At 71.1% G+C, this 18,302-nt stretch carries 15 protein-coding genes; 6 read left to right on the top strand and 9 right to left on the bottom strand.

What is annotated here, in order from left to right; genetic code table 11:
• The first annotated feature begins 260 nt into the window (after positions 1–260).
• Both NYF13_RS11765 and NYF13_RS11760 read left to right on the top strand, forming a co-directional pair.
• Positions 261–4,004 (top strand): multifunctional oxoglutarate decarboxylase/oxoglutarate dehydrogenase thiamine pyrophosphate-binding subunit/dihydrolipoyllysine-residue succinyltransferase subunit, encoded by a 3,744-nt coding sequence (locus tag NYF13_RS11765; protein ID WP_315656277.1) that lies wholly within the window; start codon positions 261–263, stop codon positions 4,002–4,004.
• 138 nt (positions 4,005–4,142) lie between these two features.
• Positions 4,143–4,664 (top strand): N-acetyltransferase, encoded by a 522-nt coding sequence (locus tag NYF13_RS11760; protein ID WP_315656276.1) that lies wholly within the window; start codon positions 4,143–4,145, stop codon positions 4,662–4,664.
• Here the strand turns inward: NYF13_RS11760 and NYF13_RS11755 are convergent.
• On the bottom strand, positions 4,637–6,121 hold the full coding sequence (locus NYF13_RS11755; protein WP_315656275.1) for an FAD-dependent monooxygenase: 1,485 nt from the start codon (positions 6,119–6,121) through the stop codon (positions 4,637–4,639). The genes NYF13_RS11760 and NYF13_RS11755 overlap by 28 nt on opposite strands.
• Positions 6,122–6,189: 68 nt before the next feature.
• On the opposite strand from NYF13_RS11755, the gene NYF13_RS11750 reads away from it, so the two are divergent.
• Positions 6,190–6,834: a TetR/AcrR family transcriptional regulator C-terminal domain-containing protein gene (locus NYF13_RS11750; protein WP_315656274.1), complete on the top strand. Its 645-nt coding sequence runs from the start codon at positions 6,190–6,192 to the stop codon at positions 6,832–6,834.
• Positions 6,835–6,837: 3 nt separating this feature from the next.
• Here the strand turns inward: NYF13_RS11750 and NYF13_RS11745 are convergent, their stop codons facing one another.
• From NYF13_RS11745 to NYF13_RS11730, 4 genes are read right to left on the bottom strand one after another with little or no spacing between them, the layout of a single operon-like run.
• Complete coding sequence (locus NYF13_RS11745) at positions 6,838–7,743, bottom strand: ABC transporter substrate-binding protein (protein ID WP_396286990.1); 906 nt, start codon at positions 7,741–7,743, stop codon at positions 6,838–6,840.
• Positions 7,740–8,444 carry an ABC transporter permease gene (locus tag NYF13_RS11740; RefSeq protein ID WP_315656273.1) on the bottom strand — a complete coding sequence of 235 codons (705 nt, stop codon included), beginning with the start codon at positions 8,442–8,444 and terminating at the stop codon, positions 7,740–7,742. The genes NYF13_RS11745 and NYF13_RS11740 overlap by 4 nt, the downstream gene beginning before the upstream one ends.
• Positions 8,441–9,136 (bottom strand): ABC transporter permease, encoded by a 696-nt coding sequence (locus tag NYF13_RS11735; RefSeq protein ID WP_315657313.1) that lies wholly within the window; start codon positions 9,134–9,136, stop codon positions 8,441–8,443. Before NYF13_RS11735 ends, NYF13_RS11740 begins: the two co-directional genes overlap by 4 nt.
• Entirely contained in the window at positions 9,133–10,221 is a 1,089-nt protein-coding gene (locus NYF13_RS11730; RefSeq protein WP_315656271.1) for an ATP-binding cassette domain-containing protein, read from the bottom strand. Before NYF13_RS11730 ends, NYF13_RS11735 begins: the two co-directional genes overlap by 4 nt.
• A 94-nt stretch (positions 10,222–10,315) precedes the next feature.
• On the opposite strand from NYF13_RS11730, the gene NYF13_RS11725 reads away from it, so the two are divergent.
• Entirely contained in the window at positions 10,316–11,740 is a 1,425-nt protein-coding gene (locus tag NYF13_RS11725; RefSeq protein WP_315656270.1) for a bis-aminopropyl spermidine synthase family protein, read from the top strand.
• Between the two features lie 252 nt (positions 11,741–11,992).
• Here NYF13_RS11725 and NYF13_RS11720 read toward each other — a convergent pair whose 3' ends face one another.
• Positions 11,993–13,174, bottom strand: coding sequence for an NADP-dependent malic enzyme (locus tag NYF13_RS11720; RefSeq protein ID WP_315656269.1), 1,182 nt, complete (start codon positions 13,172–13,174; stop codon positions 11,993–11,995).
• A 459-nt stretch (positions 13,175–13,633) separates the two neighbouring features.
• On the opposite strand from NYF13_RS11720, the gene NYF13_RS11715 reads away from it, so the two are divergent.
• Positions 13,634–14,242 carry a dTDP-4-dehydrorhamnose 3,5-epimerase gene (locus NYF13_RS11715; protein ID WP_315656267.1) on the top strand — a complete coding sequence of 203 codons (609 nt, stop codon included), beginning with the start codon at positions 13,634–13,636 and terminating at the stop codon, positions 14,240–14,242.
• A gap of 2 nt (positions 14,243–14,244) precedes the next feature.
• Here the strand turns inward: NYF13_RS11715 and NYF13_RS11710 are convergent, their stop codons facing one another.
• Both NYF13_RS11710 and NYF13_RS11705 read right to left on the bottom strand, forming a co-directional pair.
• The gene (locus NYF13_RS11710) at positions 14,245–15,864 is read right to left on the bottom strand and encodes a GMC oxidoreductase (RefSeq protein WP_315656265.1); all 1,620 of its coding nucleotides are present in this window, start codon (positions 15,862–15,864) and stop codon (positions 14,245–14,247) included.
• A gap of 151 nt (positions 15,865–16,015) precedes the next feature.
• The gene (locus NYF13_RS11705) at positions 16,016–17,170 is read right to left on the bottom strand and encodes an FAD-dependent monooxygenase (RefSeq protein ID WP_315656264.1); all 1,155 of its coding nucleotides are present in this window, start codon (positions 17,168–17,170) and stop codon (positions 16,016–16,018) included.
• Positions 17,171–17,260: 90 nt separating this feature from the next.
• Here NYF13_RS11705 and NYF13_RS11700 point away from each other — a divergent pair, with 90 nt between their 5' ends.
• Positions 17,261–17,809 (top strand): TetR/AcrR family transcriptional regulator C-terminal domain-containing protein, encoded by a 549-nt coding sequence (locus tag NYF13_RS11700; protein WP_315656263.1) that lies wholly within the window; start codon positions 17,261–17,263, stop codon positions 17,807–17,809.
• Here the strand turns inward: NYF13_RS11700 and NYF13_RS11695 are convergent.
• A complete protein-coding gene (locus tag NYF13_RS11695) occupies positions 17,806–18,279 on the bottom strand; it encodes a hotdog fold domain-containing protein (RefSeq protein ID WP_315656262.1) in 474 nt (157 codons plus the stop codon). The genes NYF13_RS11700 and NYF13_RS11695 overlap by 4 nt on opposite strands.
• Positions 18,280–18,302: the final 23 nt, after the last annotated feature.

The following is an 18,302-nucleotide window of genomic DNA, read 5'->3' as shown; positions in this document are numbered from 1 at the left end:
CGAACGGATCAGTGCAGCTCAAGGCGGTGAACGCGCGTCGGCAACCCGGCGAACCCGGCCGCAACGGTGCCCGAAAACCCGGTGCCGACCCGTACCAGAAGCCGTCCCCGAACATCGATCTTGATCGAGTCAGTGATCGATCCCTTAGTGCGCCACGCCTCACACAGGGCAGTTCCATCACACGTCCGTCACGGAGGGGGTTAGCCTGGTAGGCGCATTAGCACAGACAAGATCGAGACGGATAGAGGCGAGCCCAAGCCGTGTCCAGCAGCAGTCCTGCGTCACAGTTCGGCCCCAATGAGTGGCTGGTCGAGGAAATGTACGACCAGTTCCTCGCGGACCCATCCTCAGTCGATGCCGCCTGGCACGACTTCTTCGCGGATTTCAAGCCGACGCAGACGGCCCAGGCGAAGGCCGACACGGCCCGGCAGAGTGCCGAGGCGCAGCCCGCGACCAGCGGGAACGGCCACGTCACCGCGCCTTCGGCCAAGGCGGTCCAGAACGCGGCTTCAGCCGCGCAGCAGACCTCCACCCCGGCCAAGGCGCCCGCACCGGCCAAGGCCCCCGCCGCGGCGAAGAGCACGCCGGCCGCCGCGAAGCCGGCCGCCAAGCCCGCCGCGAAGGACGCTGCCCCGGCGCCGGCCGCGAAGGAGGAGCCGGAGTCCAAGCAGTTGCGCGGCGCCGCGGCCGCGATCGCGAAGAACATGGACGCGTCGCTGTCCGTGCCCACCGCGACCAGCGTGCGCGCCGTACCGGCGAAGCTGATGGCGGACAACCGCATCGTCATCAACAACCACCTCAAGCGCACCCGCGGCGGCAAGATCTCCTTCACGCACCTCATCGGCTACGCCATGGTGCGGGCGCTGAAGGACTACCCGAACATGAACCGGCACTACCAGCTGATCGACGGCAAGCCGTTCGCGATCACGCCGGAGCACGTGAACTTCGGGCTCGCCATCGACATGAAGGGCAAGGACAACGCCCGCACGCTCGTCGTGGCCTCGGTGAAGGGCACCGAGAACATGACGTTCCTGCAGTTCTGGCAGGCCTACGAGGACATCGTCAAGAAGGCCCGCAACAACAAGCTGACCGCCGACGACTTCGCCGGCACCACGATCTCGCTGACCAACCCCGGCGGCATCGGCACCAACCACTCGGTGCCGCGGCTGCAGGCGGGCCAGGGCGCGATCATCGGCGTCGGCGCCATGCAGTACCCGGCGGCGTTCGAGGGCACCAGCGAAAAGACCCTGGTCGACCTGGGCATCAGCAAGATCATGACGCTGACCTCGACCTACGACCACCGCATCATCCAGGGTGCGGAGTCGGGCGAGTTCCTCAAGCGCATCCACCAGCTGCTGCTCGGCGAGGACGGCTTCTACGACGACGTCTTCACCTCCCTGCGCCTGCCCTACGAGCCGATCCGCTGGGTCGCCGACATCCCGGACGGCCCGGTCGACAAGACCGCGCGCGTGATCGAGCTGATCGACGCCTTCCGCATGCGCGGCCACCTGATGGCCGACACCGACCCGCTGAACTACCGCCAGCGCAGCCACGCCGACCTCGACGTGCTCAGCCACGGCCTCACCCTGTGGGACCTGGAGCGCGAGTTCCCGGTCGGCGGCTTCTCCGGCCAGGAGCGGATGAAGCTGCGAGACATCCTCGGCGTGCTGCGCAACTCCTACTGCCGCACCGTCGGCATCGAGTACACGCACATCCTCGACCCCGAGGAGCGGCGCTGGATCCAGGAGCGCGTGGAGGTCCCGCACGAGAAGCCGGACCCCGCCGTGCAGAAGTACGTGCTCTCGAAGCTCAACGCCGCCGAGGCGTTCGAGACCTTCCTGCAGACCAAGTACGTCGGCCAGAAGCGGTTCTCGCTCGAAGGCGGCGAGACGGCGATCCCGCTGCTCGACACGCTGCTGGACAAGGCGGCCGAGCACGAGCTCGACGAGGTGGTCATCGGCATGCCGCACCGCGGCCGGCTGAACGTGCTGGCCAACATCGTCGGCAAGCCGATCTCGCAGATCTTCCAGGAGTTCGAGGGCAACCTCGACCCGGGCCAGGCGCACGGTTCCGGCGACGTGAAGTACCACCTCGGCGCCGAGGGCAAGTACTTCCGCATGTTCGGCGACGGTGAGACCAAGGTGTCGCTGACCGCGAACCCGTCGCACCTGGAGACCGTCGACCCGGTGCTCGAGGGCATCGTCCGCGCGAAGCAGGACCTGCTCGACAAGGGCGACAGCGTCACCGGGGGCTACTCGGTCCTGCCGGTGCTGATGCACGGCGACGCCGCCTTCGCGGGCCAGGGCGTGGTCGCGGAGACGCTGAACCTGGCGCTGCTGCGCGGCTACCGCACCGGCGGCACCGTGCACGTGATCGTCAACAACCAGGTCGGGTTCACCACCGCGCCCGAGCACTCCCGCTCCTCGCAGTACGCCACCGACGTCGCGAAGATGATCGGCTCGCCGATCTTCCACGTCAACGGCGACGACCCCGAGGCCGCCCACTGGGTGGCCAAGCTGGCGGTGGAGTACCGCCAGGCGTTCCACAAGGACGTGGTGATCGACCTGATCTGCTACCGCCGCCGCGGCCACAACGAGGGCGACGACCCGTCGATGACGCAGCCGGCGATGTACGACATCATCGACACCAAGCGCTCGGTGCGCAAGACCTACACCGAGTCGCTGATCGGGCGCGGCGACATCTCCGTCGACGAGGCCGAGGCCGCGCTGCGCGACTTCTCCAGCCAGCTCGAGCACGTCTTCAACGAGGTGCGCGAGCTGGAGAAGCACCCGGCGAAGGCCAGCCCCTCGGTCGAGGAGGAGCAGCAGGTGCCCGCCAAGGTCACCACCGCGGTCTCCCAGGAGGTCGTGGAGAAGATCGGCGATGCCTTCCTCTACACCCCCGAGGGTTTCACCCCGCACCCGCGGGTCAAGCCGGTGATGGAGCGGCGCCACAAGATGTCGCGCGAGGGCGACGCGGACTGGGCCTTCGGCGAGCTGCTCGCGTTCGGCTCGCTGGCGCTGGAGGGCCGCCTGGTGCGGCTGTCCGGCCAGGACTCGCGCCGCGGCACGTTCACCCAGCGGCACTCGGTGTACATCGACCGCAAAACCGGCCAGGAGTACTCGCCGCTGCAGCACCTGGCCGAGGACCAGGGCCGCGTGATGATCTACGACTCGGCCTTGTCGGAGTACGCGGCCGTCGGCTTCGAGTACGGCTACTCGGTGGCGAACGCCGAGGCACTGGTCATGTGGGAAGCGCAGTTCGGTGACTTCGTCAACGGTGCGCAGACCGTGATCGACGAGTACATCTCGTCCGGCGAGGCGAAGTGGGGCCAGCGCTCGGATGTCGTGCTGCTGCTGCCGCACGGCCAGGAAGGCCAGGGGCCGGACCACACCTCGGGCCGCATCGAGCGGTTCCTCTCGCTGTGCGCGGAGGGCTCGATGACGGTCTCGGTGCCGTCCACCCCGGCGAACTACTTCCACCTGCTGCGCCGGCACGCCCTCGACGGCATCCAGCGCCCGCTGGTCGTGTTCACGCCGAAGTCGATGCTGCGCAACAAGGCCGCGACCTCTTCGGTGGAGGACTTCACCGGGCAGAGCCGCTTCATGTCCGTCATCGACGACACCACCCAGGACCCGGACAAGGTCCGCAAGGTGCTGCTGACCTCGGGCAAGCTGTACTGGGAGCTGGTCGCCGAGCGCACCAAGCGCGAGGCCGACGACGTCGCCATCGTCCGGATCGAGCAGTACTACCCGCTGCCCAAGCGGAAGCTGCTCGCCGCGCTGGAGCGCTACACCAACGCGTCGCAGGTCGCCTGGGTCCAGGAGGAGCCGGAGAACCAGGGGGCGTGGCCGTTCTTCGGGCTGAACCTGCCCCGGAAGTTCCCGGAGGCGCTCGCGGGCCTGCAGGTCGTCTCGCGCCGTCCGATGGCCGCGCCCTCGGCCGGTTCGTCGAAGGTGCACGAGGTCGAGCAGAAGGCCCTGATCTCCAAGGCGTTCGACTGAGCACCGGGTGAACCTCGGAAGGCCACCGCGGGATTTCCCGTGGTGGCCTTCCGCTTTCCCGGCTGTCGATCCATAGGGAACACCCACCCGCGGGAAACCGGTTTCGCTCTCGGCCCGGTGTCCGGCAGACTCCGGACCATGATCCTTCGCCGGGCCACCGACACCGATGCCGAAGCAATCCACGCGGTGCACTCCGCCGCGTTCCACGATCCGGCGGGCGGCGGCGAGGTCGCGGAAGCCCGGCTGGTCGACGAACTGCGCGCCGACGCCGACCTGATCCCGGCCCTGTCGCTGGTCGCCGAGCGCGACGGTGTGGTGGTCGGCCACGCGTGCTGCAGCCCCGGCCGGCTCGGCGAAGACCAGGCGTCCACCGTGGGCTTCGGCCCGTTGGGGGTGCTACCGGAGTTCCAGCGCGGCGGCGTCGGCTCGGCCCTGGTCCACGCGACCCTGGCCGCGGCCGACGCACTGGGCTTCGCCGCCGTGGTGCTGCTCGGCGCCCCGGACTACTACTCCCGCTTCGGTTTCGTCCTGGCGTCCACGCTCGGCATCACCCCGCCGGTGCCGGACTGGGCGCCGCACTTCCAGGCCCGAACGCTCACTGCCCACCACCCTTCGGTCCGCGGCCCGTTCCGCTACTCCCCGGCGTTCGACCGGCTCTGAGCCGGGCCGAACCAGGTGGTCAACGCGGTGCGCAGCGCTACGCCGGCCTCCGGCAGCCACACGACGCAACCGTCGGGCCGGACCAGCAGCGCTGCGGCGACCGGGATCTCGCCGACCCCGGGCACGGCCCAGCGGTCGACCGCGCGAACGGCTTCGACGTGGTCGACCCGGTCGGCCCAGCCCTCGGGCCGCCCCGCCCCGGCGCCGAAGTCGAGCAGGACCGGACGGCCGCGGTGCAGCAGCTCGTACAGGCGCACCGGACCGTCGGCGGTCTTGAGGTCGAGGTCCGGGACGCGCCGGCCGAGCAGCGGGTGGCCTTCACCGGCCGGGTAACGCAGGTCGAGGGCCGAGACCATGGTCCCGATGGTGTCGTTGCCGGCCTCGGTCGCGATCAGCGCGGCGACGGTCTCGCGCACCGCCTCGATGTGCGGGCCGGAGCCGGAGAGCAGCGTCTGCGCGCGGGTGTTGCGCAGCACGCGGTCGGCGACCGGGCGGCGTTCGGCCTCGTAGCTGTCGAGCAGGCTCTGCGGGGCGCGTCCGGAGACGACCAGCGCGAGCTTCCAGCCGAGGTTGACCGCGTCCTGGATGCCGGTGTTCATGCCCTGCCCACCGGCCGGGGCGTGGATGTGCGCGGCGTCCCCGGCGAGCAGGACCCGGCCGGCCCGGTACCGTTCGGCGAGCCGGGCGGCGTTGCCGAAGTGCGAGATCCAGCGCGGGCGGTGCAGGCCGAAGTCGGTACCGGCGACCCGGATCAGGGTCGCGCGCAGCTCCTCGACGTCGACCTCCGCGTGCCGGTCGAGCACCCGGCCGTACTCCGAGACGATCACCCGGTACCAGCCGGGCTCGAACTCCAGCACCGAGAAGTGGCCCAGCTCGGCGCGCTTCTGGTGGAACGGCTCGGCCGGTGGCTCGGCCAGCTCGACGTCGCCGAGCAGGGAGGACATCGTCGCCTCGGTCCCGTCGAAGCCGATGCCGGCGAGCTTGCGCACCGCGCCGCGGCCACCGTCGCAGCCGACCAGGTAGTCGGCGCGGATCTTCCGCGAGCCGTCGAGCTCCACGGTGATGCCGCCTTCGCCGGAGTCGAAGCGGGTGATCTCGGACGACCACCGCACCTGCCCGCCCAGTTCGGCCAGCCGCGCTTCGAGCAGCCGCTCGACCTTCGACTGGAGCAGCATCAGCGTGTACGGGAACCGGGTGTCGAACCGGCTGAAGTCCACCGGGATGCCGGCGAAGTGCCCGCCCTGGATCGGGGTGCCCAAGGCTTGGAAGGGCGCGAGCATCCCGCGCTGGTCGAGCAGTTCCAGGGTGCGCGGGTGCATACCCCCGGCGCGCGATTCGCGGCCGCGCGCCGCCAGCCGGTCGACGACCAGCACGTCGATCCCGGCCAGGCGCAGCTCGCAGGCCAGCATCAGCCCGGTCGGCCCGCCGCCGGCGATCAGCACGCTCGTGGTTTCCATGGCGACTCTCCTTAACGTTGTTCAATGAACGATGTTAAGGTTGCCTCTAACGATGTTAAGCTGTCAAGGTGAAGCTGAACGGTGAAGTGATCGCCAGGACCGCGCTCGGCCTGCTCAACGACGTGGGCCTCGACGGGCTGACCATGCGCCTGCTGGCCAAGGAGCTCGGCGTCCAGGCCGCGGCGCTGTACTGGCACCTGAAGAACAAGCAGCAACTGCTCGACGCGATGGCCGCACTGATGTTCGCCGAGCTCAACGACGGGCTGGAGGCGCCGCGGGCGGGCGAGGACTGGGCGGACTGGGTCGCCGGGCGCATCCGGGCCACCCGCCGGACGATGCTGAGCTACCGGGACGGCGCTCGCGTGTTCGCCGGCACCTACATCGCCGAATCCGAGCTGCCCCGCTCGCTCGAACTGACCCTGGGCACGATGGTCGACGCCGGATTCTCAGTTCGCGACGCGGCGCGCGGCTTCCCGGTGCTCTACCACTACGCGGTCGGCTTCACCATCGAAGAGCAGGCGCGCACCGGCGCCGCGTACGTCGACCACAACCCGTACCACGCCGACGAATTGGGGGAAGCCGTTGACGCCCAACGATTTCCGCTCACCGCGCAGGCGGCCGGCCAGTTGTTCGAAGTCCGCACCGACGAGGGGTTCGAGGACGGGCTGCAGGTGATCCTCGCCGGTCTGCGGACCCGCTACCTGAGCGCCTGAACTTCAGCCCGGCGTGGCCGCTTTCAGGTGGTTGCGGGCCAGGAAGTCGTCCGCGATGTCGAGCGGATTGCGCTTCTGGTCGGTGAACTGGACGTTCAGCTCGATCAGCTCGTCCGTGGTCAGCGCGGCCGAGACGCGGTTGAGCGCCGCCACCTCGTCCGGGGCCAGCGTCCCCTTCGCCACCATCGGCACGATGTTCTGCGCCGGGAACATGTGCTTGTCGTCCTCGAGCGGGACGAAGCCGTTGGACTTGATCGTGGACGAGGTGCTGAACAGATCCGCCACCTGCACCTCCCCCGACTTCAGCGCGGCCACCGTGACCGGGCCGCCGGTGTCGGTCGTGCGGATCTCCTTGAACGTGCACCCGTAGAGCTGCTTGATCCGGTCCTTCCACCGGCTGGGCCACTGGCCCGGTCCGCCCATCACCAGTTCGCCGCAGCGCGGGCCCAGCTCGGAGAAGGTCCTGATGCCGGAATCGGCCAGGTCCCGGCCGACCACGAGCAGGTCCTTGTCCTCGGCCGGGGCCTGGTCCAGCACCTCGAACCCGGCGGGCAGCTTCCGCTTGAGCTGGGCGTAGACGTCCTGCGAGGTCGTGGCCTGCGTGTCCTTGTCGAAGTACCGCAGCAGGTTCCCGCTGTAGTCCGGCACCACCGAGAGCGATTTGTCCTGCAGCGCCTTGACCACGACCTCGCGGCTGCCGACCGGCGGGCGCACGGTGACGTTCTCCGCGCCCGCGTTGCGCAGCGCGCCCGCGTAGATCTGGGCGAGCAGCAGGCTTTCCCCGACGTCGGACGCGCCGATGATGATGGCGCCGTTGTTGCCGCCCTCGCCCCCGCCGGCCAGCGGGTTGCCGCAGCCCGTCGCCACCAGGGCGACGACCGCCGTGAGCACGACCAGACGACGCTTCACGCCACACCTCCGGCTGCGGCGGCCCGGCCGGACGTCGCCTGGGCGGCGAGCCGGACCCCCTTCGGGACCAGCGCGTGCTGCACCGCGGCGAGCACCAGGTCCAACACGATGGCCAGCAGCGCGGTGAGGATCGCGCCTGCCACCACTTCGGTGTAGTCGAGGATCGCCAGCCCGTCGAGCAGGAACCGGCCGAGACCGCCGAGCCCGACGTACGCGGCGACGGCGGCTGTCGCGATGAGCTGCATCACGGCGTTGCGGATCCCGCCCAGCACCAGCGGCAGCGCGATCGGCAGCTCGACCTGCCACAACCGCTGCCAGCCGGTCATGCCGATGCCCTCGGCGGCGTCGACCACGTCGTGCTCGGCCGCCAGGAGCCCGGCGTAGGTACCGGCGAGCACCGGCGGGATCGCCAGCACCACCAGCCCGATCACCGCCGCCAGCTTGCTGTCGGTGAACAGCAGGAACAGGAAGGTCACCAGGCCCAGCGTCGGCAGCGCGCGGACCGCGTTGCTCCCGCCGACCAGGATGACCGAGCCGCGCCCGGTGTGGCCCACGTACAGGCCCAGCGGCAGGGCGATGACCAGCGCGATCACCAGCGCCAGCAGCACGTAGCCGAGGTGGGCCAGCAGTTGGGCGCCGATGCCGTCCGGGCCCTGCCAGTTCGCGGCGGTGGTGAACCAGCCGAAGACGTCGCCGATCATCCGGCCGTCACCTCCACAGCAGGCGCTTTGCCCGCCCGTTCCCAGGGCGTGAGCAGGTTGCGCAGGCCGACCAGCAGGAGGTCGACGACCAGCGCCAGCAGCAGCGTGAGCACGATGCCGGCGACGATCGGCGAGAAGTAGGTGCGCTGGAAGCCGTCGGTGAACAGCACGCCGAGGCCGCCGGTGCCGATCAGCGCGCCGACGCTGACCAGGCTGATGTTGCTCACCGCGGCCACCCGGACCCCGGCGGCCAGCACCGGCACCGAAAGCGGCAGCTCCACGCCGAGGAACCGGCGCGGGGCGCGGTAGCCGATGGCCGTGGCCGCGGCGATGATGTGCGGCGGCACGGCGTCGAGCGCGTCGAGCACCGGGCGCACCAGCAGGGCCGTGGTGTACACGGTCAGCGCGACGATGACGTTGACGCTGTCCAGGATCTTCGAGCCGATGATGCCCGGGATCACCACGAACAGCGCCAGCGACGGAATGGTGTACAGCAGGTTCGACACCACCAGCAGCACACTGCGCACCGGCCGCCAGCGGTGCCCGGCCCAGCCGAGCAGAACGGCGGCCACGATGCCGATCACCAGCGGGACCAGCGCCAGGTAGACGTGCTCGCCGAGGTCCCCGAGGATCTCGCCGCGGTTGTTGGCGCTGCCCAGGTACCGGCCCAGTTCGCCGAAGAAGTCCATCAGGACGCCTTCGGGGTGGCCTCGATCACTTCGAGCACCTGCCGGGCCACCACCGTGCCGACCACGCGGTGCTCCTCGTCGACGACCACGCCGAGGCTGGCCGGGGAGGAGAGCGCGGCGTCCAGCGCGCCGCGGATGGGCGTGCCCCGCACGTACAGTGAGCCGCCGGCGACCAGGTCGTCCTCGGTCAGCGCACCGTCCACAGTGGAGCCTGGAGGCAGCCAGCCCCGCGGCTGCTTCCCGGCGTTCACCACGAGCTGCCAGCCGGTGCTCGGACCGGTGATCCGGCCGCCCAGTTCGACCAGCTCGATCTCGGTGACCTCGACCCCGTTGGCGGAGAGGAAGGACAGCCCCCGGTAGCCCCGGTCCTTGCCGACGAACGAGGCGACGAAGTCGTCCACCGGGTGCCGCAGCACCTCCGACGGGCTGCCGTACTGGGCGAGCTCGCCGCCGACGCGCATCACCGCCACCTTGTCGCCGAGCCGCACGGCCTCGTCGATGTCGTGGGTGACGAACACGATCGTCTTGCCCAGCTGCGACTGCAACCGCAGCAGCTCGTCCTGCAGGTCCTCCCGGACGATCGGGTCGACCGCGGAGAACGGCTCGTCCATCAGCAGCACCGGCGAGTCCGCCGCGAGCGCCCGGGCGACGCCGACCCGCTGCTGCTGGCCGCCGGAGAGCTGCGCCGGGTACCGCCGGCCCAGCTCGGCGGGCAGGCCGACGGTCTCCAGCAGCTCGCCCGCGCGGGTCCGGGCCTTGCGCTTGTCCCAGCCGGACAGCAGCGGCACGGTGGCGATGTTGTCCAGCACCGTCCGGTGGGGGAAGAGGCCGGCGTGCTGGATGACGTAGCCGATGCCGCGGCGCAGCAGCGCCGGATCACCGTCGGCGACGTCCTTGCCGTCGAGCAGCACGGCCCCGGAGGTCGGCTCCACCATGCGGTTGATCATGCGCAGCGACGTGGTCTTGCCGCAGCCGGACGGGCCGACGAACACCGTGATGGTGCCGTCCTCGACGGTCAGGGAGAGGCCGTCGACGGCCACCGTGCCATCCGGATACCGCTTGGTCACGTCCCGGAATTCGATTGTCACAGACTTCTCCCCACGTCAGATCCGGGATCGACGTTAGCCCAATCGAGCGGCCTTGGCAGTCTGTCCCGGACTGTGGCCGGTTAGGCTCGCGGCCGTGAGCGCTCTCGACGACGTCCTCGCCGCCCACGGAGTCGGCGTCCGCCCGCTGTATGAGGTGATCGACCTGCTGCGCGCCGGTCCGCACGAGCTGGCCGAGCTGGTGCGGCTGGCGGCCGCGCCCCGGCGCAGCGTGGAGGACGTGCTGGCGGCGATGGAGGCCGATTTGGAGCGTTCCAGTGCCGGTGTCCGGATCGCGCCGTCCGCGCTGGCGGCGTACGCGGACTACGTGCTGCCACGCCGGCCCGACCCGCTCGACGACGCCGTGGCCGCGCACGGTGAGCTGCTCGCGGAGCTGACCGCGCGGATCGCCGCCGTGCCCCCGCCGCTGGCCGCGCTCGACCACGTGCAGGCGACCCCGGAGACGGTCCTGCGCCGGGCGCTGTGGCTCGACGAGCGGTACGACCTGCGCCACGCGCGCCTGCTGTTCCTCGGCGACCACGACCTGACCTCGCTCGCCGTCCGCGCGCTGTGCCCCGAGGCGGAGCTGTCCGTCGTGGACCTCGACGAGCGGGTTCTGTCCTATCTGGACGAAACCGGCGCCGGGACCATCGCCACCGCGCACACCGACCTGCGCGTGGGCCTGCCGCCCGCCCTGGCCGGCCGGGCCGACCTGGTGTTCAGCGATCCGCCGTACACCCCCGACGGCATGGGCCTGTTCGCCGCGCGGGCGGTGCAGGCGCTGCGCGAGCCGAGCGAGGGCCGGATCCTGCTCGCCTACGGGTACAGCCCGCGGCACCCGGCGCTGGGCGCGCAGGTGCAGCGCTCGCTGTCCCTGCTCGGGCTGACGTTCGAGGCCATCCTGCCGGACTTCAACCGCTACTTCGGCGCTCAGGCCATCGGCAGCGCGGCCGACCTCTACGTCTGCCAGCCGACCGCGAAAGCCAAGAAATCCCGGGCGGGCAAGGGAAATCCGGCGATCTACACCCACGGCCCGCAGTCGGTGGAATCGGCCGGGACCAAACCCGCGCTGCTGTCGGCCCTGCACGAGATCGCCGCGGCCGGCGGCCTGGCCCTGGAGACCCGCCCGGTCGGCTGGTCGACCTCGGGCCCGGAGGGCGACGCGGTGGCCATGGACCTGTCCGCCGACCCCGGCCCGTGGCTGCTGCGCACCCTGCTCGGCACCAACGCCCGCCGCCTGGCCCTGCTGGTCCCGAACAACCACCCGGACCTGGCCGACGCGGTTTCGCAGGCGGCGCTGTCCGGACTGATCGGCCCGAAGTACCGGCTGCGCTTCCTGCGCAGCACCCCGGACAACCGCCACGCCGTGGTGGTCGCCGACCTGGCCGACCACCCGGACGAAATCCTCTCCCGAGCCCACGCCCGCCTGGCCAACGTCTCCCTCGACGTCCCGCCCGGCCTGGCCGACCTGCGCCTGGTCGACGTGCCCCGGCACCGGCTGCCGGAACTGCTGGGCTCCTGAGACCGCGGCCGGATCGCTCAAGCGGTCACCTCGCCGACGAAGGCACCCGGGCGACCCGGGCCAGCAGCGTTCTCCGGACGGCGGCGGAGGTCCGTCCGCGCCCGGCGCCGCCGGACGGCAGGCAAGACCGCTGGCCACCGGCCGGTCATCGCTGAGCGGTGGCGCCGGACAGCGCAATCAGCGCGGGCGGCCCACCACCGCCGAAGCAGTGGGCGAGGCGGCCCGCGGCCCACCGCCCGGGCGGCGAACCGGTCAGCCCGTCACGCCGTCGGCCGTCGCGGCCTTGGCCACCGCGGCCGCCACCTCGGGGGCGACCCGGGGGTCGAGCGGGCTCGGCACGATCCGGTCGGGGCCGAGGTCGTCCGAGGCCACCGCCACGATCGCGTCGGCCGCCGCCAGCTTCATGTTCTCCGTGATCGCCCGCGCTCCGGCGTCCAGCGCGCCGCGGAACACCCCGGGGAAGGCCAGCACGTTGTTGATCTGGTTGGGGAAGTCGCTGCGGCCGGTGGCGACGATCGGCGCGTACCGCGCGGCGTCGGCCGGGTGCACCTCCGGGTCCGGATTGGACAGTGCGAAGACGATCGGGTCGGCCGCCATGGTGGCCAGCAGCTCCGGGTCGATGGTCGCGCAGGACAGGCCGAGGAACACGTCGGCCCCGCGCAGCGCCTCGGTGATGCCGCCGCGCAGCCCGGAGCGGTTCGTGATCTGCGCCAGCTGCTCCTTGACCGGGTTCAGCCCTTCGCGCCCGGCGTGGATGATGCCGCGCGAGTCGAGCACCGTGACGTCGGCGACGCCGGCCGCCAGCAGGATCTTGGCGCAGGCCACCCCGGCCGCGCCCGCCCCCGAGATGACCACGCGCTCACCCGAGATGGCGCGGTCGAGCACCAGGTTCGCCCCGCGCAGCGCGGCCAGCGTGACGATCGCGGTGCCGTGCTGGTCGTCGTGCATGACCGGGCAGTCGAGCGCCTCCTTGAGCTTGTCCTCCAGCTCGAAGCAGCGGGGCGCCGAGACGTCCTCCAGGTTCACCGCGCCGAACGACGGGCGCAGCCGGACCAGCGTCTCGACGATCTCGTCGACGTCGGTGGTGTCGAGCACCAGCGGGATCGAGTCGAGGCCGCCGAAGGTCTTGAACAGGACCGACTTGCCCTCCATCACCGGCAGCGAGGCGCTCGCGCCGATGTCGCCCAGACCGAGCACCGCGGTGCCGTCGCTGACCACCACGACCAGCCGGCCGGCCCAGGTGTACTGCTGGGCCCGGGCCGCGTCCTCGGCGATCGCCCGGCTCACCTTGGCCACGCCGGGGGTGTAGGCGATCGAGAGGTCACGCGGGTCGGCGATCGGCCGGGTGGCCGCGACGGCGAGCTTGCCGCCGACGTGCCCGGCGAAGATCTCGGCGTCGGTCACCGGCAGCGCGGTGGTGGCCTGGTCGCTCATCGGGGTTCCTGTCGTCGGTTCCGGCATCCGTCCTGGGGCAACGACGGAACTCACGGGTCGGGTCTGGGTCACTGGGACACTCCTGGGACTGCGAGCGGGGGACCACCGGTGGCGGGCGAAGGCGCACCCGGCACCCGTGGAACTTGTCCTCCGTACGGCAGCCCAGCGCGGTAGCGCCGGCCTGTCGGCGAGGCGTCACGGCGGCCATCGGATCCGTGGGGTGTGGCGATGGCCGCGGACGCTGCGGTGCCCCAACTATGACAGGCGCCCCGGGCCCGGTGACCCCTCGGTGCGGTTCATGTCACAGATTCCGCGTTTTTCCGGGTGGAAACCCCTATTCCCAAGACGTCTGTCCGGTTTCGTAAGCGGCGCCGCGCGCCACGGAACCGATTCAGTCGATTTCCGTCGGTGCCCCCCGCCCGGACCTTCACCCCCTCGGCCACTCGATATGGTGATCTCATGCAATTCCGCCCGCTGAAGGTTCCGGACGCCTACGCGTACACCCCGAGCGCGTTTCCCGATGAGCGCGGCCTGTTCGCGGCCCCGTTCCAGGAGGAGGCCCTGCTGGGCAGCGTGGGCCACCCGTTGCGGATGGCCCAGGTGAACCACAGCGTTTCCCGGCGCGGCACCATCCGCGGCGTGCACTTCGCCGACACCCCGCCCGGGCAGGCCAAGTACGTCTACTGCCCGGCCGGCGCCCTGCTCGACGTGATCGTGGACCTGCGCACCGGCTCACCCACCTTCGGCCAGTGGGACTCCGTGCTGCTCGACGCGGTCGACTTCCGCGCCGTGTACGTCGCCGAAGGTCTGGGGCACGCCTTCATCGCGCTCGAGGACGACACGGCGATGGCCTACCTGTGCTCGGAGCCGTACAACCCCTCGGGCGAGCACGGGATCAGCCCGCTCGACCCGGCGCTCGCCCTGCCGTGGCCCGCGGACGTCACGCCCATCGTGTCCGAAAAGGACCGCAGCGCGCCGACGCTGGCCGAAGCCCGAGCGCGGGGCCTTCTGCCCTCCTACGACGATTGCACGGCCTACTACGAGAAACTGCGCTCGGCCCACCGCTGAGCCTAGCGCGTGACGTCCTCGGCCAGCACCCGCTCGATGTTGCGCTCAGCCAGCGCGGTGATCGTCACGAACGGGTTCACCCCGGTGCTGCCCGGGATCAGCGAGCCGTCGGTCACGTACAGGTTCCGGTAGCCCTTCACCCGGCCGTAGTCGTCGGTCGCCCGGCCCAGCACCACTCCGCCGAGCGGGTGGTAGGTGAAGCGGTTCTCGAACGGGCGGGTGTCGCCGAACAGGTCGTGGCGGTAGATCGTCGCGTTCGCCGAGTTGATCTTGTCGAACAGCGCCTCGGCCGCGTCGATCGAGGGCCGGCCCTGCGCGGCGGTCCACTGCAGCCGGGCCGAATCCGTCGCCGGGTCGTAGGTGAAGTGCCCGCGTTCGGGGTTCTTCGTGATCGCCAGGTACAGGCTGACCCAGGTTTCGAGCCCGGCCGGCACCGGCGCGATCTCCGCGAAGACCGGGTGCACCGGGTCGTTCCAGTGGTCGATGCCCAGCGCGGGCATGCCGGACTGCAGGCTGCCGGTGGTGTCCCAGACGTGGTTGGCCCGGCCCAGCATCACGTTGCCGTTGGTGCCCCAGCCCTGGCCGACGGCGTCGGGCAGCCCGGGCAGCCGGCCGGTCTCGCGGGCGCGCAGCAGCAGTTCGGTGGAGCCGAGGCTGCCGGCGCCGAGGAACAGGTACTTCGTGCTGACGTGCTTGGTGGAAAGCACCGTGCCGAACACGTCGATCTCCCGCACCGCCAGCGTGTACGTGCCGTCGGGCTGGTGGATGATCTCGCGCACCTCGTGCATCGTCTGGATCGTCACGTGCCCGGTGCCGAGCGCGGCGGCGAGGTAAGTCTGGTCGAGCGAGCGCTTGCCGTGGTTGTTGCCGTAGATCACCTCGGAGGCGAGCGCGGACCGCGGGACGGTCCCGGCCTCTTCCCGTTCGAGGTACTCGAAGTCGTACACGCTGGGCACGAACGTGGTGTCGAAACCGGCGTTCCGCGCGGCCTTCCGGGAGACGCGGGCGAACTGGTAGGACTCGCAGGTCTCGAACCACCGCGGGTCGATCCGGTTCGTCCCGAGCTCGCGGTTGGCCCGCGGGAAGTACTTGCCGTACATCTCGTCCGCGTCGACGCGCGGCAGGATCTCCTCGAAGTACGAGCGCTTCGGCGTCACCGCCATGGCGCCGTTGACCAGCGAACCGCCACCGACGCCGCGGCCGAGGTACACCGACATGTCCCCGAAGTTCACCCGGTCGAGCACCCCGGCGTACGGATCGATGTCGCGGTTGGCCAGGTCGAGCCAGAGGAACGAGGCCAGCGGCGCCTGCGTGCGGTTCTTGAACCACATCGAGCGCCGGTCGGGTTCGAGCATCGGGCAGAAGACCCGGCCGTCCGGTCCGGGCTCGTTCCACAACTGTCCCATTTCGAGCATCAGCGTGGGCACCCCGGCCTGACCGAGCCGCAACGCCGTGGCGGCGGCGCCGTACCCGGTCCCGATCACGATCGCGGGCGAGTGCTCCGGCAGCGGGACCGTGGTCGCACCCCGGGCGGTGGCGGCGGAAATGCCGGTCAGTCCGAAGGCCGCGGCGGTGTTCAGCGCGGCGAGGCCGAGGAATCGGCGACGGTTCAGGGCTGGCATGCCTGCATCGTGTCGCCGGTCTCCGACGCTGACAACCCTGAACCCCGGACTATTCGCCGTGGTGCGGTAAACGGTGTTAATTTTCACCCGTGCGGGCCAATTCCCCGGCGCTCGGATGGCCTCCCGCCACCGCGCGGGAAAAGCGATCGGGCTAAACGGCCGGGGCGTTGCGCCGCAGCTCGTCGAAAGACTTGAATGTCTCTTTCGCGTACCCGAGGGCTTCCGCCGCGTATCCGCACATCCGTGCCTCGTAGGCGGCCAGCGCCGTCAGCAGGTCGGCGCCGTCGCGGACCTCGGTCAGCTTGCGGCCCAGGAGTTCCGCGTCCAGGAAGGCCAGGTTCGCGCCGAGGCCGCCGGGCGGGGCCGGGTGGGCCGCGTCGCCGAGGAGCGTGACCGGCCGGGTGGGCCAGGGCCGGACCGGATCACCCGCGCGCAGGGCGGCGATCCCGCTGTTGGCGAGGTCGGCATCCTCGAACAGGGCCCGCAGGTCCGGGTGCCAGTCCTCGACCAGCCCGCGCAGCACCGCCAGCGCGGCGACCGGGTCGGCCTCCAACTCCGCGACGTTCCCGGCGAATTCGGCCGGGATCATCATCACCCAGCGCAGGTAGCTGCGGGTGCCGGGCAGCACGACGTCCGGGGCGAGCTCGGCGGCGGCCTCGGCGGGCGGGCGGCGGAACGGCATCTTGCCGAGGAACAGCTGCTGCCGCGGCGCGTTGACCACGGTGCTCCAGCCCGGCACCAGCCCGGCGAACCGCGGGGTCAGCGGCGTCCGGCCGATCGCCCCGACCCGGTCCATCACCCGGACCCGCACCGACGGGACCAGCCGGCGGCGCACGGTGGAGCCCATTCCGTCCGCGCCGACCACGACGTCCGCGAGCTCCTCCGAACCGTCTCCGTAACGCACCCGCACGCGCCCGTCCGGCAATTCCTCGTAGCCGTCGAGCTTCCGGCCGAACGCGATGTGCTCGCCCATGCCCGCCAGCAGCAGGTGCCGCAGGACGTGCCGGTCGAACAGCGTGCCCTCGTCCTGCCGCGGCACCTCGCCGAGCAGGGTGAGCCGGGTGTCCACCGCCCGCCCCGGGCCCGCCAGGTCGCCGCCGATCGCGTCCAGCAGCGGGGACAGCCGCTCGGGCAGGCAGCCACGCAACGCCCGCTCCGCGTCCGGGCCCAGGCCGATCCGGTAGCCCTGGAAGCGGGTTTCGACCGCGGAATCGCGCTCCCGCACCCCGACCTCGATCCCCGCCCGCACCAGCCGCCGGGCCAGCGCCAGACCGCCGAGCCCCGCCCCGATCACCAGCACCTTCATGTCGTCGTCTCCCCACAGTCGATGTGAACTAAGTTCACGTGAACTAAGTTCACGGTAACTGGGTGAGACCGGTCCTGGCAAGCTGTCGCGGTGTCCCGTCGTGATGAAGTGCTGCAAGCCGCGCTCGATCTGCTGGACGAGGTGGGCCTCGACGCCTTGACCGTGCGGCGCCTGGCCGAGCGGCTCGAGGTCCGGCCCGGCGCCCTGTACCGCCACTTCGAGAGCAAGCGCGCCCTGCTCGACGCGATGGTCGCGGCCCTGCTGGCCACCGAGCAGGCCCCGCCCCCGTCCGACGGCGGCTGGGACGGGCTGCTGCGCTGGATGGCCACGAGCGCCCGCGCCGCGATGCTCACCCATCGCGACGGCGCCCGCCTGCTGATCACCTACCTGACGCCCGGCTCCGCAGTGGCCGAAGAGGGCTGGAACCAGGCCACCGAGAGCCTCCGCCCCGCCGGTCTCAGCCAGGCGGCGGCGCAGACCGCCGTCGACACGCTTTTCGCCTACGCCAACGGTTTCACCATGGAGGAGCAGTCCCGCGACGGCTTCCCCCAGCCACCGGCCCAGCGCGCCCGGCGCGACCGCGCCTTCGAGGCCGGCCTCGACCTGATCGTCGCCGGCATCCGCGCCCGGGCGGCCTAGGACTTCTTCGGCGTCACCCAGATGGTGATGGTGGCGGTCGCCACAGTGCGGCCGCGGGCGTCGGCGATCGTCACCGGCACGGGCAGTTCGAAGCCGTCCTCGCCGAATTCCGGGAGTTGCGGGAGTTCGGCGACCGCCCGCAGCCCGGTCTCGGCCTTGGCCCGGTACTCGACCTCCATCCCCTTCGGCAGCCAGCGGTGCGTCGAGGGCACGGTGGCCTCGGCGAGCATGCCCATGGCGATCTCCGCGAGGTTGCAGGCGGCGATCGCGTGGAAGGTGCGAATGTGGTTGTGGACACCCCACCACTTCGGCGCGGTCACCGAACAGTGGCCCGGACGCAGTTCCCGGACCGACGGGAGCACCGTGGCGAAGTAGGGCACCCGGAGGCACATCGCGGCGGAAAACAGCGGCCGGCCACCGGGTTTGCCCGCCAGCCGGCGCCACATCGCGTACGTCGGACTCGAGCCCATCAAGACCTCCCGGGATAACCTAC

The sequence above is a fragment of the Amycolatopsis sp. PS_44_ISF1 genome (genome assembly GCF_032335455.1).
In the GTDB taxonomy this organism is placed as follows: domain Bacteria; phylum Actinomycetota; class Actinomycetes; order Mycobacteriales; family Pseudonocardiaceae; genus Amycolatopsis.
This window is presented reverse-complemented; position numbering and strand designations above follow the sequence as displayed.